The following is a 24,306-nucleotide window of genomic DNA, read 5'->3' as shown; positions in this document are numbered from 1 at the left end:
GATCGCTGATGATCGGGGCAGTGGGGTTCATGGGCGTGAAATCCAAACCAGGCATAAGGTTGCGAAATTCGCAGTTCAGCCAGTCGGCCATAACCCGCCAAAGAGGCTAACAGCGTTGGGATGTGAAGCGCGCCAGGCAGCGGGGCGCGGCGGCATTGTGCCTAGTTGCGGGGGAGGATTGAGGGGGGGTGGAGCGTTTAAATATGAGGCCTACATAAATTAGAGAAACGCCCTACGCAAACGTGCACGTTAATGGGCCCGCGCGCATTGCAACGTAAAAAATATCCACCCGACCAAGACTCGCCTGCCGGCCAATACCCGAGCAAAACCATCGGCATTTCTTGATCGCCATCAAGCTGTTTCCCACCCTGCGGTTTCTAGAATGGTCACGCCAAGCAATAGAGGAAGCGACCATGTCAGAGACCTTCACCAAAGGCATGGCCAGGAATATCTACTTTGGGGGAAGCGTGTTCTTTTTCCTCATTTTTCTGGCCTTGACCTATCACACGGAACAGACCTTCCCGGTGCGCAGCAACCAGGCGCAGTTGAGCGAGTCGGTCATACGGGGCAAGGGCGTTTGGGAGCGCAATAACTGCGTCGGTTGTCACACGCTGCTGGGCGAGGGCGCCTACTTTGCGCCGGAGCTGGGCAATGTGTTCACCCGCCGTGGCGGCGATGAGGCGTTCAAGCCGTTCCTGCACGCCTGGATGAAAATGCAGCCCCTGGGCGTACCCGGGCGGCGGGCGATGCCGCAATTCAATCTCAGCGATCAGGAGGTGGATGACATTGCCGAGTTCCTCAAGTGGAGCTCGAACATCAATACCAACGGCTGGCCGCCCAATAAGGAGGGCTGAGAGATGAGCATTGCCAATCCACATCTGAAATTCGCCTCGCAAGCCGTGGCCAAACCTTACTTCGTGTTTGCTCTGATCCTGTTCCTGGGCCAGGTGCTGTTCGGTTTAATCATGGGCCTGCAATACGTGGTGGGCGACTTTCTGTTTCCGTTGATCCCTTTCAACGTGGCGCGGATGGTGCACACCAACCTGCTGATCGTCTGGCTGCTGTTCGGCTTCATGGGCGCGGCTTACTACCTGATACCGGAGGAGGCTGACCGTGAACTGCACAGCCCGAAACTGGCGCTCGTGCTGTTTTGGGTGTTCGCCGTGGCGGGGGTGTTGACGATCCTGGGTTACCTGTCGGTGCCCTATGCCACGTTGGCGCGGATCACCGGTAACGACCTGCTGCCGACCATGGGGCGTGAGTTCCTGGAGCAGCCGACCATCACCAAGATGGGCATCGTGGTCGTCGCCCTGGGCTTTCTCTACAACATCGGCATGACCCTGCTCAAGGGCCGCAAGACCACCGTGAGCATGGTCATGCTCACCGGCCTGATCGGCCTGGCGGTGTTCTTCCTGTTCTCCTTCTACAACCCGGAAAACCTGGCCCGCGACAAGTTCTACTGGTGGTGGGTGGTGCACCTTTGGGTGGAAGGCGTGTGGGAACTCATCATGGGCGCGATGCTGGCCTTCGTGCTTATCAAGATCACTGGCGTAGACCGCGAAGTGGTGGAGAAGTGGCTGTACGTGATTATCGCCATGGCCCTGATTACCGGGATCATCGGCACCGGTCACCACTTCTTCTGGATTGGCGCGCCCGAGGTCTGGCTGTGGGTCGGTTCGATCTTCTCGGCGATGGAGCCACTGCCGTTCCTGGCCATGGTGATTTTCGCCTTCAGCATGGTTCGCAACCGGCGCCGCGAGCACCCCAACCGCGCCGCCACGTTGTGGGCCAAGGGCACCACGGTCACGGCGTTCTTCGGCGCTGGCGTATGGGGTTTCCTGCACACCCTGGCACCGGTCAACTACTACACCCACGGCACCCAACTGACGGCGGCCCACGGCCACCTGGCGTTCTACGGTGCCTACGCGATGATTGTGATGACGCTTATCAGCTACGCCATGCCTCGCTTGCGCGGCCTCGGTGAAGCACCGGATGCCCGCTCGCAGACCTGGGAAATCCGTGGTTTCTGGCTGATGACCCTGTCGATGGTGATGATTACCTTGTTCCTCACCGCTGCTGGTGTAGTGCAAGTGTGGCTGCAACGCTGGCAGGCCGATGGTGTGGCCCTGCCATTCATGGCCACCATGGATCACCTGGCGCTGCTGTTCTGGGCGCGGCTGGTCAGCGGCATTGGCTTCCTGCTCGGCCTGCTGTGCTACCTGTACAGCTTCAAGCGCCGCGGCGCGGAAGTGAGGCAGCCCCATGCGGCGGTGAGCCGGGCATAAGGAGAAAGTGAGGGGCTGTGTGTGGATGTGGCTGCGGGAGCGGGCAAGCCCGCTCCCACACAAGCCTGCTCCCCTACGCCTGTGCTTTCACAAAAGCCCGTTCACCGACAGTGATCCATCCAATCCCCAAGGAGGGCGGCCCGGCAGGTACTGCGGGCCGTTTTACTTTCTACCCCGGCCGAGGACAGTGCCATGGCATTTACCGTTGAACTGGAAGAGTGGGTCGGTAGCGTTTGGCACCGCTTTATCACCCGCCGTGCCAGCCCGGATTTCCCCGAGGCGCGGGTCGAATTGCTTGAGCGCCAGCGTGCGCTGGCGTTGCTGTTCCGGGCCACGGGCGGGGCCAGTGGCATGAGCGTGGAGGCCGCCAGCGAGCGCGACCTGCTGCTGCGCCGCAGCTTGCTGCAACAGGTCGCCGGCACCTGCAAGAGCGTGCCCCTGGCCTGGCGCGACGACAACAGCCTGCGCCTGCCGGCGAGCCTGGCGGTGTTCCCCGACGCCACCCTCAACCAGGACCTGTACCGTTGGCTCGCACTGTTGGCCGCCGAGGCCGGGCCGATGCGCCATTGGGGCCGCGACAACCAGCGCTGGACCCGTCACCTGTTGCAGCGCTACCCGGCCATGGCGCCACGCTACCGGCGCCTGGTGGACGCCCATCTGGCGCTGCGCCCCGACCCGGCCACCCTGGGCCCCGGCGAAGCGGCCCTGGAACGGGCCCTGTGCCAGGCCCTGCGCGAGCCCGGCAGTGTCGAGCAGTTCCCGCGTAGCGAACGGGCGGCCTGGCCGCTGCCGCTGTGGCTGTACCCGCCGCAGCAACTGGGCAGCCCTCAGGCGGCCGACCTGGACGATGAATCCGAAGAAACCCTGGCCACCCGCCCCGGCGAGCAGAAAAGCGGGCGCAAGCGCGCCACCCGGGTGGACGAAAACCGTCGTGACGGCGGCTTTTTGGTGGTGCGCCTGGAGAACCTGTTCAGTTGGACCGAGCACGTCGACCTCGATCGCTGGTCCGACGACAGCGACGACCCGGATGCCAGCAAAGTCGCCGATGACCTCGATGAGCTGACCCTGTCCCGCCAGCGCGTGCGCAAGGGCGGCGGCTTGAAGCTGCACCTGGATCTGCCACCGGCCGATGTGGACGACATTCCCCTGGGCGAGGGCATTAAGTTGCCGGAGTGGGACTACCGCCGCCAATGCCTGCAACCGGACTTCGTCAACCTGCAAATGCTCCTGCCCCGCGACGACGAAGCGCGGCCCTTGCCGCCCCGCCTGCACGCCCCGGCGCAGCGTTTGCGGCGCCAATTCGAGCACCTGCGCAACGACCGCCAATGGCTGCGCCAACAACCCCAGGGTTCAGAGCTGGACCTGCCGGCGTGGCTGGATTTTCACGTGGAGCGCCAGCACGGCCAGTGCGCCGAGCGCGGTTTGTTCCTGGAGCAGCGCCACACCCAACGCGACCTGGCCTGCCTGCTGTTGGCGGACCTGTCGATGTCTACCGACGCCCACCTCAATGACCAGCACCGGGTCATCGATGTGGTGCGCGACAGCCTGTTGCTGTTCGGCGAAACCCTGGCGGTGCTGGGGGATGATTTCGCTCTGTACGGCTTCTCGTCCCTGCGTCGCCAGCAAGTGCGCATGCAGCAACTCAAGTCATTCACCCAGCGTTACGACGACCACACCCGGGGCCGTATCCAAGGCCTCAAGCCTGGTTACTACACACGCATGGGCGCGGCGATTCGCCAGGCCAGCGAACTGCTCAAGGGCCGTAAGCGCCGGCGCAAACTGCTGTTGTTGCTCACTGATGGCAAGCCCAACGACCTGGATCTGTACGAAGGCCGCTACGGTGTCGAAGACACCCGCCAGGCTGTGCTTGAAGCGCGGCGCCTGGGGCTGACGCCGTTTTGCATCACCATCGACCAAAAGGCCGGCGACTACCTGCCGTACATGTTCGGTGCCAATGGCTACACCCTGATCCACCAACCCGAACAACTGCCCCTGCGGTTGGTGCAGCTGTACCGGCAACTGACCCAACCGTGAGGGATGACGGTGTGCAGCTGGGAGCACACCGCTCCCACCGGGATATTTCCGGGTTTACGAGATCCGGGTAAGCCAAAACTCCACACTGGGTTCACTGGCTGTTGGCGCAGCCGCAGGCTCAATAAATGCTGCGCGGCAACCAGAAGAACATGCTCACGCAGAACAGGGTCAGGCCCAGGCAGAACCACATGAAGCGCCGCTGGCGGTCTTCGCTGGCCTGTTCGGCGCGGGCGGGCAGGGGCATGCCGCATTCGTCGCAATCGCTGGCGGCGGCGGGGTTGGTGTGTTGGCAATACAGGCAACGGCGCATGGGGGTTACTCGAACTGTTCCAGGCGCAGGCGATCGAGAACGCTGATCTGCCGGCCTTCCTGGGTGATGATGTTTTCGTCGATCAGCCTGCGGATGATCCGCGAGAAGGTTTCGGGCTGGATCGACAGGTGCCCGGCGATCAACTGTTTGGCCATCGGTAGCTCGAAGCGGTTGCCCGGGGTGGGCAGGCGCATCAGTTGGGTCAGCAGGTAGCGCACCACGCGGTGGGTGGCGTTTTTCAGCGACAGGGTTTCGATCTCGTTGACCCGCTGGTGCAGGCGCACACACAACTTGCCCAGCAGGGCGAACGTCAGGCGGCTGTTGCTTTGCAGCAGACGCATGTAGGTGGCGTTGGATACCCGGTACAACTGGGTCGGGCACACGGCTTCGGCCGAGGCCACGTAGTTGGGCGTGTCCATCAGCATCATGGCCTCGGCGAAGGTCTGGCGGTCGCCCACCACCTCGAAGACCTTTTCCTGGCCGTCGGGGGTGAGGCGGTAGATCTTCACCGCACCGGCGATCACAAAGTAAAACGCCTCGGCCGGCTCGCCCTGGCGGAACAGCGGTTCACCCTTGTCGACACTGAGCAACTGGCTGGTGCTCATCAACTCGTCGAGCTGCTCCTCGTTCAACGGCTCGAACAGGTGATGGCTGCGCAAAATCTGATGATGGACACGATGTAGCACCATGGGGATTGATCCTGAAAGTGAAGGGCGGGTCAGAGCAGCCCGAGGGACAGGCTGCTGGCCAGGGCCAGTACTGAACTGAGCACCACAAACCAGGTCAGCGGGGGAATGATTTTTTGCATGGCGCGCTCCATCAATGAATAGGTGACCTGTGCAGAGCAAGAGCCGGGCCAGGGGCGCAGGCCTTGATCTGTGCGGGCTCAGGCCAAGATGTGGTCATAAATACCCTGGCGCACTAGGGTTTTATTGACCCTTAAATGGTTTTAATGACCATTTCTATGGCAAGCGGGCTTGCCCGCGCTCGGGTGCGCAGCCGCCAGTACGGTGGGGTGAGCGCCACTTTAGGGCGGCTGCGCCACCCCGTGCGGGCGAGCCCGCACGCTACAAAAACTGCCGGCGGCATGTTCGTTGCAACCCAAGCCCCGACCGGGCGCGCAATCTAGCGCAACCGCCATGACCCGCCTTGATCTATGACAAGGGCGGGCCGTGGGCAATACCCGATGATGACGCCGGGGTATTGCCCGGCGAGGCCCGGGCTGTTTAAGGAGTGCAACGATGCAAGTGCTTGACCGTCGTACCGCCATGGCCATCGTGCCGTTGTTGCGGCTGGCTTTCCGGCCGTTTTTCCTGGCCGGTAGCCTGTTGGCGCTGCTGGCGATCCCCCTGTGGCTGTTGGCGTTCACCGGCCAGCTTGGGCAATGGCAACCGGCCGGCGGCTGGCTGGCGTGGCATCGCCATGAATTGTTGTTCGGGTTTGGCCTGGCGATCATCGCTGGGTTCCTGCTCACGGCGGTGCAGACCTGGACCGGCCGCCCGGGCCTCAGTGGCAAGCCCCTGGCGGCCCTGGCGCTGCTGTGGTTGGCGGCGCGCCTGGCCTGGCTGGCCAATGCCCCCTGGCCGCTGCTCGCCGTGTTGGAGCTGGCCTTCCCCCTGGCCGTGGCCGGGGCGATGGGCGTGACCCTGTGGAAGGTGCGGCAGACGCGCAACTACCCGATTGTGCTGGTGCTGGCCCTGCTGGCCGGCGCCGATGGCTTGTCGTTGCTGGGCTTGATCCAGGGCCATGAAGGTTGGCAGCGCCGGTCGGTGCTCACCGGGATCTGGCTGGTGGCGGCGATGATGGGCCTGATCGGCGGGCGGGTGATTCCCTTTTTCACCCAGCGTGGCCTGGGCCGAGCCACGGCCGTGGCGCCCTGGCCGTGGCTCGACTGGCTGCTGTTGGGCGGTTCGGCCCTGGTGGCGCTGTTGTACGCCAGCGGCCCGGCGTTGACGGCCAACCCGGCAATCGGCCTGCTGTTCGGCGCATTGGCGGTGGGCCACAGCATTCGTTTGGGGCGTTGGCATGATCGCGGCCTGTGGCGCGTACCGCTGCTGTGGTCGCTGCACCTGGCCTACGGCTGGCTGGCGCTGGCCTGCCTGGGCATGGCGCTGTGGCATTTGGGCGTGCCGCTCAACCCCAGCCTGGCGGTGCATGCGCTGACCATCGGGGCCATGGGCGGGTTGATTCTGGCGATGCTCGCCCGCGTCAGCCTGGGCCACACCGGCCGCGCCCTGGAGCCGCCGGCGGGGATGAGCCTGGCGTTCATCCTGCTCAACCTGGCGTGCCTGTGCCGGGTGTTGCTGGTGTTGGTGTTGCCTTTGGGCGCCCTGTGGTTGGCGGCGCTGTGCTGGACCCTGGGCTTTGCCCTGTACGCCTGGCGCTACGGGCCGATGCTGGTGCGCGCGCGGGTGGACGGGCACCCGGGTTGATGGGCCCCCTTGACGGAGAAACGCTGTGATCTACCCCTTGCTGTTGATTGCCCATTTGCTGGCGGCCATTGCCTTTATTGGCACCCTGTTCTTTGAGGTGGCGATCTGGTTCAGCGCCCGTCGCCCGCTGCCCTGGTCGGCCCGCTTGAGCGCCGACCAAGCCATCGCCCAGCGTTCGCGCAAGGTGCTGCATGGCGTGGTGCTGGTGCTGTACGGCGCCGGGGCGGGCCTGGCGTGGCATCACTGGGGCGCGCTGAGCCAACCCCTGGCCAGCCATTTTGGCCTGCTGCTGACGGTCAAGATCTTCCTGGCGCTAAGCATCATCGGCCACTACCTGCTGCTGGCCTACTGGCTCAAGCGCGGGCGCATCACCCAGGCCCGCGCCGACGGCGTGCGCCACAGCATCCTGGGGCACATGCTGTTGATCGTGGTGTTGGCCAAGGGCATGTTTTATTGGTGAGTGGGCAGGGCGGGAGATCCCCTGCGGGGCCAAGCCCCACAAGGGTTAGCGCAGCCCTCAAGCTTGCGGATCGAGCGCCTGCACAAACAACACATTGTTCTCCAGGTGGATGTGTTGCATCAGGTCATCACGAAACTCTTCCAAGCCACGGTACAGCGCGCGCCAGGTGTTGCAGGCGTTGGCGGGTGGGGTGATCTGGTCGGTCAGGGCCAGCATCCGCTCCAGGGCCTCGCCATGCTGGTCGTGCTCCCAACGCATCACCTGGATCGGTGGCGCCGCTTGCGGGCCCAGGCCCTGTTGCAACAGGGGGAACAGGATCTGCTCTTCCTTGCGCATGTGGCTTTCCAGCTCTTGTTGGATATCGCGCAGCAGGTCAGCCAGGCCGTTGGGGCAGCTGTCGCGCGCGCCGTGGACCTGCTCGACGCGGCTGGCCAGGCGGATCAGCTCCGGTAGTTGTTCGCGGTGGCGGGCGTGGTAGCGGCTGAGCAGGTGCTCGATCAACCGCGTCTGCGGTTCATTGCGCCAGTCGTGCCCAGCGTCGCCGCGGGCCTTAAGGGCCAGCAGCGTTTCGGCTACTTGCAGTGGGTCCAGGCCTTTGCCCAGGGCCGCTTCGCGCAGGCTTGTGCGGCCACCGCAGCAGAAGTCCAAGTGGAAGGTATGGAAGGCGCGTGTGGCGCCGGGAATGTCACAGGCCAATTGGCCCAGGCTTTGGTCCAGCAGGGAAAGGCTCATCGGGATTCCTTATGCGGTTCACGGATTCCTGAAGGCCGTTGCAGGCGTTGTGCCAGATCTAAATGATTGAAAACGAACAATTAATTTTTTGTGGTGGTGATTTCTACCCTGGAGTGACAGGGTAGTTGCCACCCTTTGAAGGTAATGATGACCATGCTGCGTGAAAGCCTGGTGGCCGACCTGATCGTCGAGCTGCCCAATGCCGTGCGGTTGCAGCGTCTGGTGCAGACCCTGCGCGAATACTTCCACAGCGGCGCCGTCGGCCTGTTGCGCCTGGACGACGACAGCCTGCGCCCGGTGGCCACCGTGGGCCTGGTGCACGAAGCCCTCGGCCGGCGTTTTGTGATCGCCCAGCACCCGCGCCTGGCCGCGATCATGGCCTCGCGCGCGCCCACCTGGTTCGAGCCCGACAGCCGCTTGCCGGACCCTTACGACGGCCTGCTGGACAACCATGTCGGCGAATCCCTGCCGGTACACGACTGCATGGGCGTGAGCCTGTACGTGGAGGGCCGCGCGTGGGGCGCCATCACCCTGGATGCGTTGCACGCCGGCACCTTCGATGCCCGCGCGCGGGACGAGCTCAAGCGCTGCACCCTGCTGATCGAAGCCGCCGTGCGGGTCACGCGCCTGGAGCAGGAAAACCGCAGCCTGCGCCTGTCGCGCAGTGACCTGGTGGACGTGCGTGCGCCGCGGGAGGAGGGCGAGATCCTCGGCCAGAGTGAAGTGCTGCACCAATTGCTCAATGAACTGGACGTGCTCGCCGACTCCGAATTGCCGGTGCTGTTGCTGGGGGAAACCGGCGTGGGCAAGGAGCTGTTTGCGCGGCGCCTGCATCGCCTGTCGCGGCGCAGCCACAAGCCGTTGGTGCAGGTCAATTGCGCGGCGCTGCCCGAGTCCCTGGCCGAGAGCGAGTTGTTCGGCCACGTCAAAGGCGCGTTCTCCGGGGCCAGCAGCGACCGCGCCGGGCGTTTCGACGCGGCCAATGGCGGCACGCTGTTTCTCGATGAAGTCGGCGAGCTGCCCTTGAGCGTGCAGGCCAAGCTACTGCGTACCCTGCAAAACGGCGAGATCCAGCGCCTGGGGGCGGACAAACCGCTGCATGTGGACGTGCGCATCATCGCCGCCACCAACCGCCACCTGCCTGACAGCATCCGCGATGGCCTGTTTCGCGCCGACCTGTACCACCGCCTCTCGGTGTACCCGGTGCCGATCCCGCCGCTGCGCGAACGGGGCAACGATGTGCTGCTGCTGGCCGGGCATTTTCTTGAACTCAACCGCACTCGCCTGGGCCTGCGCGGTTTGCGCCTGGCGCCCGCGGCGGAGCGGGCATTGTTGGATTACGCCTGGCCGGGCAACGTGCGCGAACTGGAGCACGTCATCAGCCGCGCGGCGCTCAAGCAACTGAGCCGGGGCAACAGCCGCAGCCAGATCATTACCCTGGAGGCCGGCGCCCTCGACCTGGATAACGGCCGTGGCGAGCCGGCCCCCGCGCCGCTGATGGCTGTGACCCCGCAGCAGCCGTTCCAGCCCATGGCCGAGGCAGTGGACGCCTGCCAGCGCGAGAAAATCCTCCAGGCCCTGAGCCTGTGCCGCGACAACTGGGCCAGCGCGGCGCGCCTGCTGCACATCGACCCCAGCAACCTGCACAAACTGGCCCGGCGCCTGCGCCTCAAGTAAGGCGCGCGCGGCACAGTGTTGATGGTGGTCAAGGTTCTGCGTGGCGCGGCCTCGCACACTGCGCAGAACTTTTTGGAGAGCTCCGCCATGACCCTGTCCCTGGCGCAAATGCGCCGCAACTACACCCGCGCCGGCCTGCCTGACGACCTTACCTGTGATGACCCCCAGGCCCTGTTCCACGAATGGATCGCCCAGGCCAGCGAAACCGAGAACGCGCCGTTCGAGGCCAACAGCATGGCCCTGGCCACCGTCGACAGCCAGGGCCGGCCCCATTGCCGGATCCTGCTGCTCAAGGGCCTGAGCGAAGAAGGCTTCATTTTTTACACCCACTATCTGAGCGACAAGGGCGAGGAACTGGCGGGCAACCCCTATGCCGCCATGACCTTCTTCTGGCCGGGGCTGGAGCGCCAGGTACGGATCGAGGGCCGCGTGACCCAACTCGACCCCCAGGACAGCGACGACTACTTCGCTTCGCGCCCCCTGGCCAGCCGCCTCGGTGCCTGGGCCTCGCCCCAGAGCCAGGCCCTGGCCAGCCGCGAAGAACTGGAGTTGCGCATGGTCGATACCCGCGAGCGCTTCGCCAGCCAAGAGCCGCCACGGCCGCCGCATTGGGGTGGCTACTGCCTGCACCCGCAGCGCCTGGAATTCTGGCAAGGCCGCCCCGACCGTTTACACGACCGCCTCGACTATCGCTTGCACGACGGCGTGTGGGTACGTAACCGCTTGGCGCCGTAAGCCCGCTTGCTACAACCACAGCCTGCGGGCATACCTCCTTGGAGGAATAGCCGCGCCCGGCCCACGGGTGCAGGCTTTGGCCAATATTCTTTGCAATGGGAAGACTCTCACATGGCCCATCTGGCGCAACGCACCTTCCAACCCCTGAACATCGCCGTGCTGACCATCAGCGACACCCGCACCCTGGCCACCGATACCTCCGGGCAAACCCTGGTGGATTTGCTGCAAGCGGCCGGGCATCGCCTGGTGGACCGAGGGTTGGTGACCGATGACATCTACCAGATCCGCGCACGGGTTTCCCAATGGATTGCCGACCCGGCGGTGCAAGTGGTGTTGATGACCGGCGGCACTGGCTTCACCGCCCGGGACAACACCCCCCAAGCGGTGCAGCCGTTGTTGGATAAGCAGGTGGACGGTTTCGGCGAGTTATTCCGCCAGGTCTCGCTGGCAGAAATCGGCATGTCCAGCCTGCAATCGCGGGCCCTGGCCGGGCTCAGCAATGGCGTGCTGGTGTGCTGCATGCCCGGTTCGCCCGGGGCGTGCCGCACGGCGTGGACGAAGATCCTCGGCGAGCAATTGGACAGCCGCACCGGCCCGTGCAATTTCGCCCCACACCTCAAGCCCCAGGGCGAGGCTCTGGTCGGCGCTTGCGAGTCACGGCTGTGAGCCTGTCGGTGTGCGACAGCGGCCATCTACTGCCGGTGGACGAAGCCATCGCCCATTTGCTCAGCCAGGCGCCGGCCGCGCCAGCGGTGCACTACGTCGCCCTCAGCCACGCCCTGGGCCGGGTGTTGGCGGCGGAGGTACGCAGCCCGATGAACCTGCCGGCCTGGGACAACAGCGCCATGGACGGCTACGCCCTGCGCGCCGCCGACCTGCCTGCCGGGGGCGGTTACTTGCCCGTGGCCGGGCGCATCGCCGCCGGGGATGATGCCGCCGCGCCGCTGCCGGTGGGGCAGGTGGTGCGGATTTTTACCGGCGCGCCGTTGCCGCCGGGGGCCGATACCGTGGTGCCGCAGGAGCGCTGCCAGGTCGATGGCCAGCGCGTCTGGTTGCCGGCGGTCACCCTGGGCGAGCACGTGCGCAAGGAGGGCGAAGAGGTGCACCGGGGCGAACGCCTGTTGGCGGCGGGCAAGCGCTTGCGCGCCCAGGAAATCGGCCTGCTGGCCGGCGCCGGGGTGACTCGCCTGGAGGTCTACCAGCCGTTGCGGGTGGGCCTGTTGAGCAGCGGCGATGAGTTGCGCGAACCCGGCGAGCCGCTGGCCCCGGGGCAGATCTACAACAGCAACCGCCATTGCCTGGGCGCCATCCTGCGCGGCTGGGGCGTGGAGGTGGTGGATTACGGGGTGATGCCCGATGCCCTGGCCGCCAGTTGCGAAGCCTTGCGCCGGGCCGCGGCGGAGTGCGACCTGCTGCTGACCTCCGGTGGCGTTTCGGTGGGCGAGGAGGACCATCTCAAGCACGCCATCGCCGAGGTGGGCAGCCTCGACCTGTGGCGTTTGGCGATCCAACCGGGCAAGCCGCTGGCCTTTGGCGAGGTGGCAGGCACGCCGTGGGTCGGCCTGCCGGGCAATCCGTCGGCGGCGCTGATTACCGCGCTGGTGGTGCTGCGCCCGTTCGTGCGCAAGGCTCAAGGCCTGTGTGACCTGATGCCGCAGGCCGTGTGGGTGGCGGCGGATTTTTCCTGGTTGAACGCCAACAAACGCCGTCAATACCTGCGCGCCCGGCTCGCCGCCAATGCTTCGGGGCAACTGAGCGTGGCCCTGCATCCCCAGCAAAGCTCGGCCATGCTCAGCGCCGCGTGCTGGGCCGACGGCCTGGCGCTGGTGGAGCGCGGCCAGGTATTGAGCCTGGGTGAACCGGTGCCGTTCCTGGCGTTTGCCGAGCTGTTGCAGTAGGCGCACTTGATTGTGGTCAAGGTCGGCGCGTGGGCGCTGGTTATGCTGGCCACGGATTTTTCGCCGGCGCGGGCACCTTCGGGGGCGGGCCGGTGCCGACCTGGGTTCTGATGAGGATCAACCATGCAACTGGTCTGCCCGGCAGGCAACCTGCCTTCGCTCAAGGCGGCCGTGCGCCAAGGCGCCGATGCCGTTTATGTGGGTTTTCGAGATGACACCAATGCCCGGCATTTCGCCGGGCTGAACATGGACGACAAGCAGTTCGACGCCGCCGTCGCCCATATCCGCGAGCACAAACGCAAGCTGCTGGTGGCGGTCAACACCTACCCGCAACCGCGCGGCTGGGAGCGCTGGCAACGGGCGGTGGACCGCGCCGCCGACTTTGGCGTGGACGCCATGATTACCGCTGACCCCGGCGTGCTGCACTACGCCAGCCAGCGCCACCCCAACCTGGGGCTGCACCTGTCGGTGCAAGGCTCGGCCACCAACGCCTCGGCCCTCAAGTTCTATGCCGAGCGCTATGGCATCCGCCGCGCCGTGCTGCCCCGGGTGCTGTCCCTGGCCCAGGTCAAGCAAGTGGCGGCCAGCACCACGGTGCCCATCGAAGTGTTCGCCTTCGGTAGCCTGTGCATCATGGCCGAGGGGCGCTGCCACCTGTCCTCCTACATCACCGGCGAATCACCGAACCTGTGCGGCGTCTGCTCGCCGGCCAAGGCCGTGCGCTGGAGCGAGGATGCCGAGGGCTTGAGCGCGCGCCTGAGCGAGGTGCTGATCGACCGCTACAGCGCCGATGAGCCCGCCGGTTACCCGACCCTGTGCAAGGGCCGTTTCCTGGTCAACGGCAAGCGCTTCCATGCCCTGGAAGAACCCACCAGCCTCGACACTCTGGACCTGCTGCCGCAACTCAAGGCCATGGGCGTGGTGGCGGTGAAGATCGAAGGCCGCCAACGCAGCCCGGCCTATGTCGAGCAGGTCACGCGGGTCTGGCGTACCGCGCTGGACGCCCATCGCGCTTCGCCCGCGACCTTTGCGGTCAAGGATCAATGGCGCCAGGTGCTGGCCGGGTTGTCCGAGGGCAACCAGACCACCCTCGGCGCTTACCATCGCTCATGGCAATAAGGGGAGGGCACATGAAGCTCAGCCTGGGACCGGTCCTGTATTACTGGGACAAAGTACAACTGGGGCAGTTTTACGCCGAGATGTCGGCCTTGCCCCTGGACGTGATTTACCTGGGGGAAACCGTGTGCTCCAAGCGCCGCGCGTTTTCCCTGGATCAATGGCTGGGCCTGGGGCGTGAGTTGCAGCAATGCAGCCCGGCGCAGATCGTGCTGTCGAGCCTGACCCTGATCGAGGCCGCCTCCGAGCTGTCGAGCCTGCGCCGCCTGTGCGACAACGGCCAGCTCCTGGTGGAGGCCAACGACATGGGCGCGGTGCAGTTCCTTGCCGAACGCAAGCTGCCCTTCGTCGCCGGCCCGGCGCTGAACATGTACAACGGCCATGCCCTGGGGCAATTGCAGGACGCCGGCATGATCCGCTGGGTGCCGCCGGTGGAATGCTCCCAAGGGTTGATCCGCGATGTGTTGGACCAGCTCGGTGAAATGGGCCGCACGCTGCCCGAAGTGGAAATCTTCGCCTACGGCCACCTGCCCCTGGCCTATTCGGCGCGCTGCTTCACGGCGCGGGCGGAAAACAAGCCCAAGGACGACTGCGATTTCTGTTGCATCAACTACCCCGACGGCCTGGCCCTGACCAGCCAGGAAGGCCAGGCCCTGTTCACGATCAACGGGATCCAGACGATGTCTGCCCAGATCACCAACCTGTTGGCCGACTACCCGGCGCTGGTGGCCTGCGGCGCTGACTTGCTGCGCTTGAGCCCGCGGGCCCAAGGCATGGCCGAGGTGGTTGCGGCCTATCAACGGGTGCGCGAAGGCGCGCCGCCGCCGCTGTTCGTCGACGGCTGCAACGGCTACTGGCACGGCCAGGCCGGCATGCTGCGGGTTGAGGAGGTGGGCCTGTGTTGATCCGCAAAGCCTGGCTGCTCAAGGGCGCCGACCGCGTGCTGCCACTGGCGCGCCGTGTGCCGTTCGGGGTGCAGCGACTGGTGTTGCAGCAGGCCCTCAACCGTTGCTTCGCCGAGCCGTTGCGTGACGGCGAGTTCGAACTGCTGCGCGGGCGCTGGATGTGCCTGCACGTGGCCGACCTGGGCTTGCGCTGGTACGTGACCCTGGCCCGTGATGGCCTGCGCATCGCCCGCCAGGCCGAGGCCCAGGTGACCATCCGCGGCAACTGGCGCGAGTTCCTGTTGCTGGCCAGCCGACAGGAGGACCCGGACACCCTGTTCTTTCGCAGGCGCCTGGTGATCGAGGGCGATACCGAACTGGGCCTGGCCCTGAAAAACCTTATCGACAGCCTCGACCCGGACGTATTGCCGCCCTGGCTGTGGCGCAACTTGGAGCGTGCGGGCAAGGGCCTGGCCAGCGCCGGCTAACAGCGTGGCGGCGGATGCGGGCGGTGGATACTTAGGTTTTTGCGGGCGGGACAGTGAGTAGGCTGGCGGCTTTACCCTCCATCAAGGATGAGCTCAATGCCCCAACCGATTAGCCGGAACACCGACTCCGCGCCCGCCAGCCTGCATTACGACCTGCTCAAAAGCCGCTTGCCGGCCTGGTACAGCGCCGCCACCACCCACCGTCAGCAAGCTTTGGCCGAGCACAGCCTTACGCTGCCCACGTGGTATCGGCGCGCCAGCCACGGCGCGCGCACTGCGTTGCTGGCCCGGCATGGTCAATACCACGCCACGTTGAACCGTATCGACCACCAACTGGGTGCGGTGCAAGACATCATGGCCTTCGCCGAGCCCCTGTTAACCCAAGCGATCCAGAACGAATTCGGCCTGGCCCTGGATGTGCGCCAGGTGTTTTTCGCTCGCAAGTATGGCTTCAAGGGGCGCGACGACCTGTTCGGCGCATTGGTCTTCGAGCGTCAGGACGACCCCGCCAGCCACTACCTCTACCGAGGCATCTCCCTGCTGGAAGCGGCACTGGCCAACTTCGCCCCCGAAGACGAGCAGGCCAGTGCTTGCCATGACTGCCGAGTGATTACCCGCTGGAGCAGCTATGACGGCGCGATCCTGGCCGATTATGCCGCTGTCTCCAGCCAGGCCGTGGCGCTGGCGCCCGAGGCTTTCGCAGGGCTGTGCCGACGCCTGGACCTGGGCCGACGCTATCAGGAACACTTGCAAAGTATTGTGCTGCCGCCCGACGCCCAGGCCCGCACCGAACTCAACGAACAACTGCGCGAGCACCATCGACAGCTGCTGACCCTGAGTACCGAGATCGGGGGCCTGCAAGGTGCCGGCGTGGGGATCGGCAGCCAGGCCTACCAGATGCTTCAGCAGTGGTTGAGGGCGCCGGGTGAGGCGCGGCTCGACGGTCGCGCGGTGGTGGCCACCGCCTTCAAGGTTCTGGATGTGGAGCTGATCGGGCCCTTGCTGCTGGGGCCGGCCCGCGAAGGCAGCGAGCGGGTCGAGCGGGTGCTGGCCTATCTGCCCGGCGACCCGCAGCAACCCTTCAAGGAGTACGCCTCCAGCGCCGAGTTCATGGCCGATTTGCGCACGCGCCTGCACAGCGGCGCCTACCGACGCTTTTTCAGCCGTTTCATTCCAGTGCGTGAGCAGGGGCGTTTCTTCGAGCGTTTCAACCGCTTGTACCAACCTGCCGAGCAGTCGGATGCGACCCAGGATTACCCGCTTGGCCCTCGTCCTGCGGCGCTGCCCATGACTGAAGTGCCCTTGGTCGGCGACCTCTGGCAGTTGCTGGCCCAGCGCCAGGTCAACAAGGTGTTTGCCGATGCCCGGGTGCTGGCGGTGCCTACCGGCGACGAAGACCGTCAGGCACGCCTGGAACGGCTTGCCGGGTTTCTCAACGCGGCGCAGAACGTTTTCATGCTGGCGGCCTTTGTCGTTCCCGTGTTGGGGCCGCTGTTGCTGGCGGTCGGCGCCGCGCAGATGCTCGATGAAGCATTCGAGGGCATCGAAGCCTTTGAAGACGGTGAGCTGAGGGAAATGTGGGCCCATCTCTCCAGCGTCGCTTTGAACGTTGCCTTTATCGCGGCTGGGTCCGCTGTGCTGCCCGCGATCCATTCCTCGCCTAAGGTCGATAACCTGCGCCCCGTGGAACGGCCCAACGGCCAAGCGCGGCTGTGGCACCCGGACCTGGCGCCCTACGCGCGCGAGGTACCCCTGGTCAACGGCGCGCAGCCCGATGAACAAGGCTTGCACCGGGTCAACGGCCAGGCTTACCTGGCGCTTGAAGGCAGGTTATATGGCGTCACGCAGGAACCGCTGACGGGCCGCTACCGCATCCAACACCCCACCCGCCCCGACGCCTATCAGCCTTTGTTGCGGCACAACGGCACCGGGGCCTGGAGCCATGAACTGGAACAACCGCGCACGTGGCAGGGGTCGTTGCTGATGCGCCGCCTGGGGCACCGGGTGGCGGCGTTCAGTGACGCGCAACTGGAGCAACTGCGGCGCATCGGAGGCTTCGACGAAGGCCTGTTGCGGCGTTTGCATGCCGAAGGCGAGCCGTTGCCGCCCTTGCTCGCTGACCAGATCGCGCGGTTTGAGTCGGCCCGCCAGATCGACGCCTTTATCGACGCCATTGGTAGCGATGTGCCGTCGCTCAATGCCAGCGCCGACCCCATGACTCAGTTGCACATCCTCACCCAATACGGGCAATGGCCACGGCAGGCCCGCCTGCAACTGCTCGATGCCAGCGGTGAGCCGGTGTGGCGTTATGCCGAGCCGCAGGCGTTGCCCGATACGACCCGTGAGGTGCGGCTTTGGGAAGCCCAGGTGCGTAGCCCGGACCTGCTCAGGCATTTGCTTGACGCCATGGATCGGGCAGGCGTGCGCCCGGGGTTCGAGGGCGATGTGGCCGGTGCCCCGATGGAAGCGCGCGTGGCGCATCTGCGCGAAAAAATCGCCACCTTGGCCAGGCAGCAAAAGGTGCGCTTATTCAACGACCATTACGCCAGCCTCCAGGCCAAGGACGGCCCGCGGGTGGACTTATTGATGGCGCGTTTTCCCCTTGTGCCCGCGGCGGTGGTCAAGCAGTTGCTGAGCCTGGTAAGCCCTGCAGAAGAGCTGCAAATGGCAGCCTGGGACTTTACCCAGCCGCAGCAAACCAAACCGGTGCCGTTGCGCTTGGCCGAAGCGCTGCGCCTGTACCAGCGCGAGGTGCGCCTGAACCGCGCCTATGAGGGTCTGTACCTGGATTATCTGGCGAGTGCGGACACCCGCAGGTTGCAGTTGGCTACCCTGCAGACCCTGCCCGGGTGGAGCGCCAGTGTGCGCATCGAGTTGCGCGCCGACTAATTCAGTGGCCCGTTGCGTGCCAGCGCCGGGCCCGGCGAGGCGCGGTTCACCAAGGTGCTGGTGGAGCAGGGCGGGCGCTATAAAGCCTATGACGCCCAGGAAAACGAACTCTGCGCCTGGACGGATTTCTACCAGGCGGTACAACACGCCTTGCCCGACAGCGAGCGCCTGGCCTTGGGTGTGCCCTCGGTGCATCAGGGGGCTGAACTCGGGCAACGGGTCTTGGCCAGAATCATTCCCCGGGGGCAAGCGGCCCAGGTGCTGGGCATGCAGCCGCTCAAAGCGTTCTTCAAGCCACCCTTGCGCCTGGACGCCGGCCGGGTGGGCTACCCTCTGAGTGGCGGCTGGAAATGGTGGCGCGCAGGCTCGTCCGTGTTGCGTGGCAAAGTGCTGGAGTTGTATCCGGATTTCTCGCCGGCGCAAGTCGATGCCCTGCTGCAATCCCTGGGGCGCAATGCCCAGGTCGCGCTGCAAAGGCTCGCGGTGGAGTTTCAGCAGTTGACCAAGGCCCTGGACCAATGGGCTGCACAACGCCTGATGGTGGAGGCGGGTGAGCATCACATCCAGATTGTGCCCGATGGGACCAAGCAGGAAGTGGTGCGCCGGATCAAGGCGTGCTGGCGCCAGCAGGGGCGGCGCATCCGCCTGGGCGATGGCCAACTGGGTGGTTTTGAACTGGACCTCAACGACCTGCGTGTGGGCCAGTTGCCGGACCTGTCGGCCAACTTCAGCCATGTCGCCTCCCTGAGAATGCGCAACATGGGCCTGACCCACTTCAGTTGCGAGGCGTTTCTCAGTGGCTTCCCCCAGCTGCGCTGGCTGGACATGATGAACAATGGCCTGCGCGTACTGCCTGCACCCCTGGCCTCGATGCGCCAAATGCCCCGGCTTTACCTGACCGGCAACCGGATGGTGCTGACGGCGTCAAGCGCCCAAACCCTGGCAGGCCTTACACAGTTGAAAATCCTCAACCTGGCACGCAACCCCTTGGGCGTGCTGCCGGATTTTTCCCCATTGAGCGACCTGCTGGGCCTGGACCTGCACCAAACCGGTATCGGCGTTTGGCCTGTGGGCCTGCGCGGCCAGGCGCTGGAGGCCCTGGACCTGCGCGACAACCAAATCGCCGAAATCCCCGACTACCTGTTCACCCCCCCGGCCGAGGAAGCCGAGGCGATCATCAGAATCAACCGTGTGACCTTTTTGCAGCGCAACCCCATCAACGAAGCCAGCCGCCAACAGCTGCTTGGCTACTGGCCGCGCGTTGAGCAGCAGTACCCACAATGGGTGCAAGGGCGCCTCCCCGCGACCTTCACCTTGGGCGAGGTGGAGCCGACCGGGCAGAGGGGCACAGTGGCGCGTTGGCTGAACAACCTGAGTGGTGAAGACGCCCGGAGCAAGACTGCTCTGTGGGATGCGCTGCGACGCGAGCCGGGCGCTGACGAGTTTTTCGAACTGCTGCAGCGTTTGGGTAACAGTTATGTGGACGCTGAAAGCTATCCCGACCTGCAAGCGCGCATCTGGCAAATGCTGGAGGCGGCCGAGCAGTCGACCCAATTGCGCACACGGCTGTTCGAACAGGCCGGCGAGCCTGCCTGCGAAGACCGCGCGGCGCTGTCTTTCAGCAGCCTGGAAATCACCTTGATGGTGCACAACGCTACCCTGCTCAGCGCGGTGGGCGAAGAGGGCGAGCAGCTCTACAACTTGGCCAAGGGCTTGTTCCGCCTGGACGAAGTGGAAAGCATCGCCTTGCGCGATATTCAGCAGCGCAGGGATGCCATTACCACGGCCGACCTCAGCCAGGAGCAGCAGCTTCACCAACTGGCGCGGATCGAAGAAGTGGAGGTGCGCCTGGCCTACCGGGTGGGCCTGCGTGAGCGCCTGCAATTGCCAGGGCAGCCCAAGAGCTTTCGCTTTCACGCCTTGGCCAACGTCACTAACGCCATGCTCGACGCCGCGCAGGCACAGGTCAGTGCCCTGGAGGGCTCCGAGGTGCAATTGCAGTCCATTGTCGGTCGGGATTTTTGGGTGGAGTTCATCCAAACCAGTCACCGCCCGGCATTCGACGCCTTGAACGAGTCCTTCCTGAAGCGCCAAACCACCCTGGATGAACAATACGCAGGCACCACCCTGTCGGAGGATGACTACCAACGCCAGTCCCAGGACCTCGAGCTGCAACTGCGGGTGGAACAGGCGCAACTGTTGGTGGACCTGACGCGGGCGCAAATCGAAACCATAGTCGGAAGTACGGATTTGTAAGCTGCAAGCGGCAAGTGGTGAGGTTCAGGCCTGCGGCTTGAAGCTGGCCGCTTGCGGCTGCATCAATTGCTTGATTTCTTCGAACAGATCGTCGCTCTGAGCCTGGCTGCAATCCTGGCCGTAGCGTTTGCGCAGGCCGTACTGGCTAAGGACGACGTGTACGTCGGCCTCCAACCCGTGCTGGTTCAGGCAGCCTTCCACGCATTGCAGCGGGCAGCCGTCCAGGGCGACGATCGGTCGCCCCGAACGGGCCTTGTTCACCAACGAGGCCACGTGCCCGCCCAATCCGGCAATACACGACATCTCCGCCAACCCGGCACGATCCAGGCGCAAGGCCAGGGTATTGGCCAGTTGAGCGACGTTGGAACAGCCGGAGCAGGAATAGACCAGCGGCAAGTGGGCACGGGACATGACAGACCTCCACGGATGAACCGCGTCAGTGTGCCGCGCCCCCTGCCCAGCGCCTTGACCATCGTCAAGACCGACATCGCCATCGTCGGATCGCCGCCCGGACCAAGCCCTGTGGGAGCTGGCTGGCCAGCGATGGCGGCCTTGAAATTGCCATCGCGAGCAGGGCTCGCTCCCACAGTTGAACTGCGGTGCGGGTGGGATTTTCATTTTTCCACTATGGGAGCGAGCCTGCTCGCGATGGCGGCACGCAGTGGCGGTGACAAGCCACCGGCGATCTTGGATGCTTGGCCGCCATCGCGGGGCGAGCCCGCTCCCGCCGGTGGGGGGCTTGTTCGGGTCACCAAAAGCCTGTTCCCACAGGGGGCTTATGGCTGGCTTTATTGTTGGTACACCGCCAGTTCTTCCTCGGCGAGGATGCGGATGTTGCGCCGGTGCATTTCGATCAGGCCGCCTTCGACCAGGCGATGGAGGATGCGCGAGAAGGTCTCTGGCTGGATGCCCAGTTTCGACGCCACCAGGCGTTTGGACACTTGCAGCACCACGTCGCCGCTGACCGGGTCGCGTTCCTGGAACAGAAAGTTGATGACCCGGCGGCTGGCGTTGCTCAGGGTCAGGGTGTCGATGTCCTTGAGGCGCTGGTGCAGGTGGATGCTCATGCTGCCCAGGATCGCCAGGCAGATTTTCGGTTGTTCCTCCAGGGCCTTGCGGTAGTGCGTACCTTCGATGCTGACCAGCACGCTGTCTTTGAGGGCGGTGGCGGTGACCGGGTAGCAGCGGGCCTCGCTGAACAGCAGGGCCTCGGCGAAGGTCTGCCCGGCGTGGATGATCTCCACCAGGTTTTCCTGGCCTTCGCCGGTGACCCGGTGCAACTTGATCTGGCCGCTGACCAACAGAAAAAACCGTTTCGCCGGGTCGCCCTGGTGCATCAGGCTGGCCTGGGCGTCCAGGCGTTTTAGGTTGGCCAGTTGGCACACGTCCTGGAAGACCTTTTCCGGTAACTGGCTGAATAAGTGATGGCGACGCAGGATCAGAACAATGGATGGATGGGTCAGCATGGCGTACCTCCGCTGACGAACAGGGTAGCGCCCGCGTCGCGGGCGGCCTATGCCTCTGCCGGCCTACCTCCGAAGAGGCAGTCGGCTCAGGCGCTCTGGCGCAGGTGCTCCATGGCCCACACCGCCGCCTCCACCCGCGAGCGCAGGCCGAGTTTGTGCAGCAGGTTCTTGACGTGGACCTTGACCGTGCCTTCGGTGATACCCAGTTTGTGGCCGATCACCTTGTTGCTGTAGCCGCTGGCGATGCTCTTGAGTACCTGGCGCTCGCGCTCGGTCAGTTCCACCGTGGCCTGGCGCGGAGCCGAGCGCAGGGCCTGGGCCATGGCCTGGGTCAGCCCGGGGCTGATGACCAGCTCGCCAGCCAGGGCATCGCGGATGTACTGCACCAGCAACTCGGGTTCCATGTCTTTGAGCAGGTAGCCGTCGGCGTCCAGGCGCAGGGCGTCGCGGATGTCGTCCTCGGCGTCGGACACGGTGAACAGCAACACCTTGGCCGTGCAGTCCAGGCTGCGCAGGCGGCGCAGGGTTTCCAGGCCATTCATCTGCGGCATGTTGTTGTCCAGCAGCACCAGGTCGGGCTTGAGGCTGTGGATCAACGCCAGGGCTTCTTCGCCGTTGCCGGCTTCGCCGACCACGTGCAAGTCGTCTTCGAGTTCGAGCATCTGGCGGATGCCACGACGCATCATCGGGTGGTCGTCCACCAGCAAGAGGCGGTGGGGCGCGGAGGGGATCATGAGGCGGTACCTTCAGTGGGCTGGCCGAGGAATTCGGGGTGGAATTCCAGTTGCACCAGGGTGCCCTGGGGGGAGCGGGAAAAGATCTGCAAGCGGCCGTTCAGGCTGCGGGCGCGCTCGTCCATGATGGTCAGGCCGTGGTGTTCGCGCTGGTCCACCGCGCCGCAAAAGCCACGGCCGTCATCCTCGATCACCAGGCGCACCGTTTCGCCTTCCTGGCGCAAGGCCAGCCAGGCGTTTTGCGCATGGGCGTGGCGCAGGCAATTGGACAGGGCTTCGCGGGTGATTTGCAGCAGGTGGATCTGTTCGCTGGCCGACAGCGCGAAGGCCAGGGTGTCGATGTGCAAGTGCACCTGGAAGTCGCCGCGGCGGGAAAACTCCTGGGCGGTGTCCTTGAGTTCCTGGCTCAGCCCGGCGTCGTGGATGTGCAAGCGGAAGGTGGTGAGCAACTCGCGCAACTGGCGGTAGGCGGTGTTCAGGCCCTCGCGCAGTTCGGCGGTGACGTTCTCCAGGGTTTCCACCGGTTCGCCACGGCGCATCAGGGTTTGCATGCGGCTCACTTGCAGCTTCATGTACGACAGCGCCTGGGCCAGGGAGTCGTGCAACTCGCGGGCGATGATGGTGCGTTCTTCCAGCAACAGCAGGCGATGGTCTTGCTCGCGCTGGCGCTTGAGGGACAGCGAGGTGCCGATCAGGTGCGCCAAGGCCTGGATCAATTCGGTTTCCCAGGGTTGCGGGGTGTGGCCGTCGAGGAAGTGCGCCTTGAGTTCGCCCAGTTCGCTGCCCTGGTTGCTGATGCTGAAGGTCTGCGGCGGGCCGGCCTTTTGCTTTTGGCAGGTGGCGCAGTCACCCACGGCGCAGACGTTGCGGCTGTTCTCGCCATGCAGGGCGAGCATCTGCTTGGCCGGCGCCAGGTAATGGCCTTGCAGGCACAGCGACAGGCGCAAGCCCGGCAGGCGTTGCTGGAAGCGTTGGATCAACTGGTCCAGGCCCTCGGCGTTGGCCAGGCGCGTGGCCAGGCTGCTGCTGCTTTGGTAGAGCAGTTCGAGGGCGGCGTTGGCCTGTTGCAGGTGTTGGGTTTTGTTGCGCACCTGGCTTTCCAGGGTGCGGTGGGACTCTTCGATGGTCTCGGCCATGGCGTTGAAACTCAGGGCCAGTTGCCCCAGCTCATCGGCGGACTGATGGTTGACCCGCACCTTGAAATCACCCTGGCGAAAGCGCCGCGTGGCTTCCACCAACTCTTGCAGCGGCATGATGACGCCGTACTGCAATTGATAGAGGCCAATGAGCAGGATGAACAGGGTGGCGAACAACGCCATGCCCTGGATCGCCTGCTGCCAGCCCTGTTTGTGTTCGCTCTGGCGCTGCAACAGGGTGACGAATTGGTTCAGGTGTTCGACGAAGGGCAGGGCGTTGGCCTGGAAGAACACCCCGTCGCCGCGTTCCAGGGCCGGGCGCAGCACCTCGTTCCAGCGCTGTTGCAGTTGCCGGTAGTTGGTTTGCAGGGCGCTGGCGGGGCCGTCTTCGAGCACGGCTTTAAGGGACTGGCTCTCCAGGCGTTGTTGCAGGCTGTCGCTGATGCGGCGGATCTCTTGCGCGTCGGCGCCGGCGGCGAGTTTCCAGCTCAGGTGGTAGGTTTCCATGCGCACCGAACCTGCGGTGTTGATCGCGGCGCCGTCGCCCTGGCTGAACCAGGCGATCAGCCCGGCGCTCAGGGAACTGGCCAGGGCCAGGATGGCGATCAGGATCACCGCCAACCCGGCGCGGGCGGGCAGGGAACGGCGCAGCCAGGTCAGCATCGGCTGCGACTCGCGGGCAGGGGGGGCAAAGCAGGCATGGAAGGCTCCGAAAAACCAGGTGGCGAAGGGAAGGGCTGCCGATCCTGGCGTTCTACCTCTAAAGAGTTGCCG

Annotated in this window: 21 protein-coding genes; 14 read left to right on the top strand and 7 right to left on the bottom strand. The window is 65.1% G+C overall.

Annotated features, from left to right (window positions below; genetic code table 11):
• Positions 1 to 413: 413 nt before the first annotated feature.
• The 3 genes from AC19YT_RS05490 to AC19YT_RS05480 all read left to right on the top strand — a co-directional run bounded on the left by AC19YT_RS05490 (position 414) and on the right by AC19YT_RS05480 (position 4,319).
• Complete coding sequence (locus tag AC19YT_RS05490) at positions 414 to 854, top strand: c-type cytochrome (RefSeq protein ID WP_095110796.1); 441 nt, start codon at positions 414 to 416, stop codon at positions 852 to 854.
• Positions 855 to 857: 3 nt separating this feature from the next.
• On the top strand, positions 858 to 2,285 hold the full coding sequence (locus AC19YT_RS05485) for a cbb3-type cytochrome c oxidase subunit I (RefSeq protein ID WP_095110795.1): 1,428 nt from the start codon (positions 858 to 860) through the stop codon (positions 2,283 to 2,285).
• Between the two features lie 192 nt (positions 2,286 to 2,477).
• Positions 2,478 to 4,319: a nitric oxide reductase activation protein NorD gene (locus AC19YT_RS05480; RefSeq protein WP_500609898.1), complete on the top strand. Its 1,842-nt coding sequence runs from the start codon at positions 2,478 to 2,480 to the stop codon at positions 4,317 to 4,319.
• Positions 4,320 to 4,437: 118 nt separating this feature from the next.
• Here AC19YT_RS05480 and AC19YT_RS05475 read toward each other — a convergent pair whose 3' ends face one another.
• Positions 4,438 to 4,629, bottom strand: a complete 192-nt coding sequence (locus tag AC19YT_RS05475) for a protein DnrP (RefSeq protein ID WP_095110793.1) — start codon at positions 4,627 to 4,629, stop codon at positions 4,438 to 4,440.
• 5 nt (positions 4,630 to 4,634) lie between these two features.
• Positions 4,635 to 5,318, bottom strand: a complete 684-nt coding sequence (locus AC19YT_RS05470) for a Crp/Fnr family transcriptional regulator (protein WP_095110792.1) — start codon at positions 5,316 to 5,318, stop codon at positions 4,635 to 4,637.
• Positions 5,319 to 5,870: 552 nt separating this feature from the next.
• Between AC19YT_RS05470 and AC19YT_RS05465 the strand changes: the two genes are divergently transcribed.
• Both AC19YT_RS05465 and AC19YT_RS05460 read left to right on the top strand, forming a co-directional pair.
• On the top strand, positions 5,871 to 7,061 hold the full coding sequence (locus AC19YT_RS05465; protein WP_500609897.1) for an NnrS family protein: 1,191 nt from the start codon (positions 5,871 to 5,873) through the stop codon (positions 7,059 to 7,061).
• 25 nt (positions 7,062 to 7,086) lie between these two features.
• Complete coding sequence (locus tag AC19YT_RS05460) at positions 7,087 to 7,521, top strand: hypothetical protein (protein WP_500609896.1); 435 nt, start codon at positions 7,087 to 7,089, stop codon at positions 7,519 to 7,521.
• 57 nt (positions 7,522 to 7,578) lie between these two features.
• Here the strand turns inward: AC19YT_RS05460 and ytfE are convergent, their stop codons facing one another.
• Positions 7,579 to 8,253, bottom strand: coding sequence for an iron-sulfur cluster repair protein YtfE (gene ytfE, locus AC19YT_RS05455; RefSeq protein WP_500609895.1), 675 nt, complete (start codon positions 8,251 to 8,253; stop codon positions 7,579 to 7,581).
• Between the two features lie 153 nt (positions 8,254 to 8,406).
• On the opposite strand from ytfE, the gene norR reads away from it, so the two are divergent.
• The 9 genes from norR to AC19YT_RS05410 all read left to right on the top strand — a co-directional run bounded on the left by norR (position 8,407) and on the right by AC19YT_RS05410 (position 20,196).
• Complete coding sequence (gene norR / locus AC19YT_RS05450; protein WP_095110799.1) at positions 8,407 to 9,930, top strand: nitric oxide reductase transcriptional regulator NorR; 1,524 nt, start codon at positions 8,407 to 8,409, stop codon at positions 9,928 to 9,930.
• Between the two features lie 87 nt (positions 9,931 to 10,017).
• Complete coding sequence (gene pdxH, locus AC19YT_RS05445; protein WP_095110798.1) at positions 10,018 to 10,665, top strand: pyridoxamine 5'-phosphate oxidase; 648 nt, start codon at positions 10,018 to 10,020, stop codon at positions 10,663 to 10,665.
• A 111-nt stretch (positions 10,666 to 10,776) separates the two neighbouring features.
• A complete protein-coding gene (gene moaB, locus AC19YT_RS05440; RefSeq protein WP_500609894.1) occupies positions 10,777 to 11,331 on the top strand; it encodes a molybdenum cofactor biosynthesis protein B in 555 nt (184 codons plus the stop codon).
• Entirely contained in the window at positions 11,328 to 12,563 is a 1,236-nt protein-coding gene (locus AC19YT_RS05435; RefSeq protein WP_095110787.1) for a molybdopterin molybdotransferase MoeA, read from the top strand. The genes moaB and AC19YT_RS05435 overlap by 4 nt, the downstream gene beginning before the upstream one ends.
• A 123-nt stretch (positions 12,564 to 12,686) precedes the next feature.
• Positions 12,687 to 13,682, top strand: coding sequence for a ubiquinone anaerobic biosynthesis protein UbiU (ubiU, locus tag AC19YT_RS05430; protein ID WP_095110786.1), 996 nt, complete (start codon positions 12,687 to 12,689; stop codon positions 13,680 to 13,682).
• 11 nt (positions 13,683 to 13,693) lie between these two features.
• The gene (locus AC19YT_RS05425; protein ID WP_095110785.1) at positions 13,694 to 14,584 is read left to right on the top strand and encodes a U32 family peptidase; all 891 of its coding nucleotides are present in this window, start codon (positions 13,694 to 13,696) and stop codon (positions 14,582 to 14,584) included.
• Positions 14,578 to 15,051 carry a ubiquinone anaerobic biosynthesis accessory factor UbiT gene (gene ubiT / locus AC19YT_RS05420; protein ID WP_095110784.1) on the top strand — a complete coding sequence of 158 codons (474 nt, stop codon included), beginning with the start codon at positions 14,578 to 14,580 and terminating at the stop codon, positions 15,049 to 15,051. The genes AC19YT_RS05425 and ubiT overlap by 7 nt, the downstream gene beginning before the upstream one ends.
• A 96-nt stretch (positions 15,052 to 15,147) precedes the next feature.
• On the top strand, positions 15,148 to 17,940 hold the full coding sequence (locus AC19YT_RS05415) for a dermonecrotic toxin domain-containing protein (protein WP_500609893.1): 2,793 nt from the start codon (positions 15,148 to 15,150) through the stop codon (positions 17,938 to 17,940).
• A 12-nt stretch (positions 17,941 to 17,952) separates the two neighbouring features.
• Positions 17,953 to 20,196, top strand: coding sequence for an NEL-type E3 ubiquitin ligase domain-containing protein (locus AC19YT_RS05410; RefSeq protein ID WP_500609892.1), 2,244 nt, complete (start codon positions 17,953 to 17,955; stop codon positions 20,194 to 20,196).
• A 24-nt stretch (positions 20,197 to 20,220) separates the two neighbouring features.
• Here the strand turns inward: AC19YT_RS05410 and AC19YT_RS05405 are convergent, their stop codons facing one another.
• The 4 genes from AC19YT_RS05405 to AC19YT_RS05390 form a co-directional block, all read right to left on the bottom strand.
• On the bottom strand, positions 20,221 to 20,607 hold the full coding sequence (locus AC19YT_RS05405; RefSeq protein ID WP_095110782.1) for a putative zinc-binding protein: 387 nt from the start codon (positions 20,605 to 20,607) through the stop codon (positions 20,221 to 20,223).
• 377 nt (positions 20,608 to 20,984) lie between these two features.
• A complete protein-coding gene (locus AC19YT_RS05400) occupies positions 20,985 to 21,662 on the bottom strand; it encodes a Crp/Fnr family transcriptional regulator (RefSeq protein WP_095110781.1) in 678 nt (225 codons plus the stop codon).
• A gap of 86 nt (positions 21,663 to 21,748) precedes the next feature.
• Positions 21,749 to 22,396 (bottom strand): two-component system response regulator NarL, encoded by a 648-nt coding sequence (narL, locus tag AC19YT_RS05395; RefSeq protein WP_095110780.1) that lies wholly within the window; start codon positions 22,394 to 22,396, stop codon positions 21,749 to 21,751.
• Positions 22,393 to 24,195 carry a HAMP domain-containing protein gene (locus tag AC19YT_RS05390; RefSeq protein ID WP_500597928.1) on the bottom strand — a complete coding sequence of 601 codons (1,803 nt, stop codon included), beginning with the start codon at positions 24,193 to 24,195 and terminating at the stop codon, positions 22,393 to 22,395. The genes narL and AC19YT_RS05390 overlap by 4 nt, the downstream gene beginning before the upstream one ends.
• Positions 24,196 to 24,306: the final 111 nt, after the last annotated feature.

Source organism: Pseudomonas sp. MF08875, assembly GCF_059862525.1.
This window is presented reverse-complemented; position numbering and strand designations above follow the sequence as displayed.

What these genes read in the sequence shown, in the direction of transcription:
- AC19YT_RS05490 (WP_095110796.1), top strand. Translation starts at nt 414, where the DNA reads ATGTCAGAGACCTTCACCAAAGGCATGGCCAGGAATATCTACTTTGGG.
- AC19YT_RS05465 (WP_500609897.1), top strand. Translation starts at nt 5,871, where the DNA reads ATGCAAGTGCTTGACCGTCGTACCGCCATGGCCATCGTGCCGTTGTTG.
- ubiU (WP_095110786.1), top strand. Translation starts at nt 12,687, where the DNA reads ATGCAACTGGTCTGCCCGGCAGGCAACCTGCCTTCGCTCAAGGCGGCC.
- narL (WP_095110780.1), bottom strand. Translation starts at nt 22,396, where the DNA reads ATGATCCCCTCCGCGCCCCACCGCCTCTTGCTGGTGGACGACCACCCG.
- AC19YT_RS05425 (WP_095110785.1), top strand. Translation starts at nt 13,694, where the DNA reads ATGAAGCTCAGCCTGGGACCGGTCCTGTATTACTGGGACAAAGTACAA.
- AC19YT_RS05390 (WP_500597928.1), bottom strand. Translation starts at nt 24,195, where the DNA reads ATGCTGACCTGGCTGCGCCGTTCCCTGCCCGCCCGCGCCGGGTTGGCG.
- pdxH (WP_095110798.1), top strand. Translation starts at nt 10,018, where the DNA reads ATGACCCTGTCCCTGGCGCAAATGCGCCGCAACTACACCCGCGCCGGC.
- AC19YT_RS05480 (WP_500609898.1), top strand. Translation starts at nt 2,478, where the DNA reads ATGGCATTTACCGTTGAACTGGAAGAGTGGGTCGGTAGCGTTTGGCAC.
- AC19YT_RS05400 (WP_095110781.1), bottom strand. Translation starts at nt 21,662, where the DNA reads ATGCTGACCCATCCATCCATTGTTCTGATCCTGCGTCGCCATCACTTA.
- ytfE (WP_500609895.1), bottom strand. Translation starts at nt 8,253, where the DNA reads ATGAGCCTTTCCCTGCTGGACCAAAGCCTGGGCCAATTGGCCTGTGAC.
- AC19YT_RS05485 (WP_095110795.1), top strand. Translation starts at nt 858, where the DNA reads ATGAGCATTGCCAATCCACATCTGAAATTCGCCTCGCAAGCCGTGGCC.
- norR (WP_095110799.1), top strand. Translation starts at nt 8,407, where the DNA reads ATGCTGCGTGAAAGCCTGGTGGCCGACCTGATCGTCGAGCTGCCCAAT.
- AC19YT_RS05405 (WP_095110782.1), bottom strand. Translation starts at nt 20,607, where the DNA reads ATGTCCCGTGCCCACTTGCCGCTGGTCTATTCCTGCTCCGGCTGTTCC.
- moaB (WP_500609894.1), top strand. Translation starts at nt 10,777, where the DNA reads ATGGCCCATCTGGCGCAACGCACCTTCCAACCCCTGAACATCGCCGTG.
- AC19YT_RS05415 (WP_500609893.1), top strand. Translation starts at nt 15,148, where the DNA reads ATGCCCCAACCGATTAGCCGGAACACCGACTCCGCGCCCGCCAGCCTG.
- AC19YT_RS05475 (WP_095110793.1), bottom strand. Translation starts at nt 4,629, where the DNA reads ATGCGCCGTTGCCTGTATTGCCAACACACCAACCCCGCCGCCGCCAGC.
- AC19YT_RS05470 (WP_095110792.1), bottom strand. Translation starts at nt 5,318, where the DNA reads ATGGTGCTACATCGTGTCCATCATCAGATTTTGCGCAGCCATCACCTG.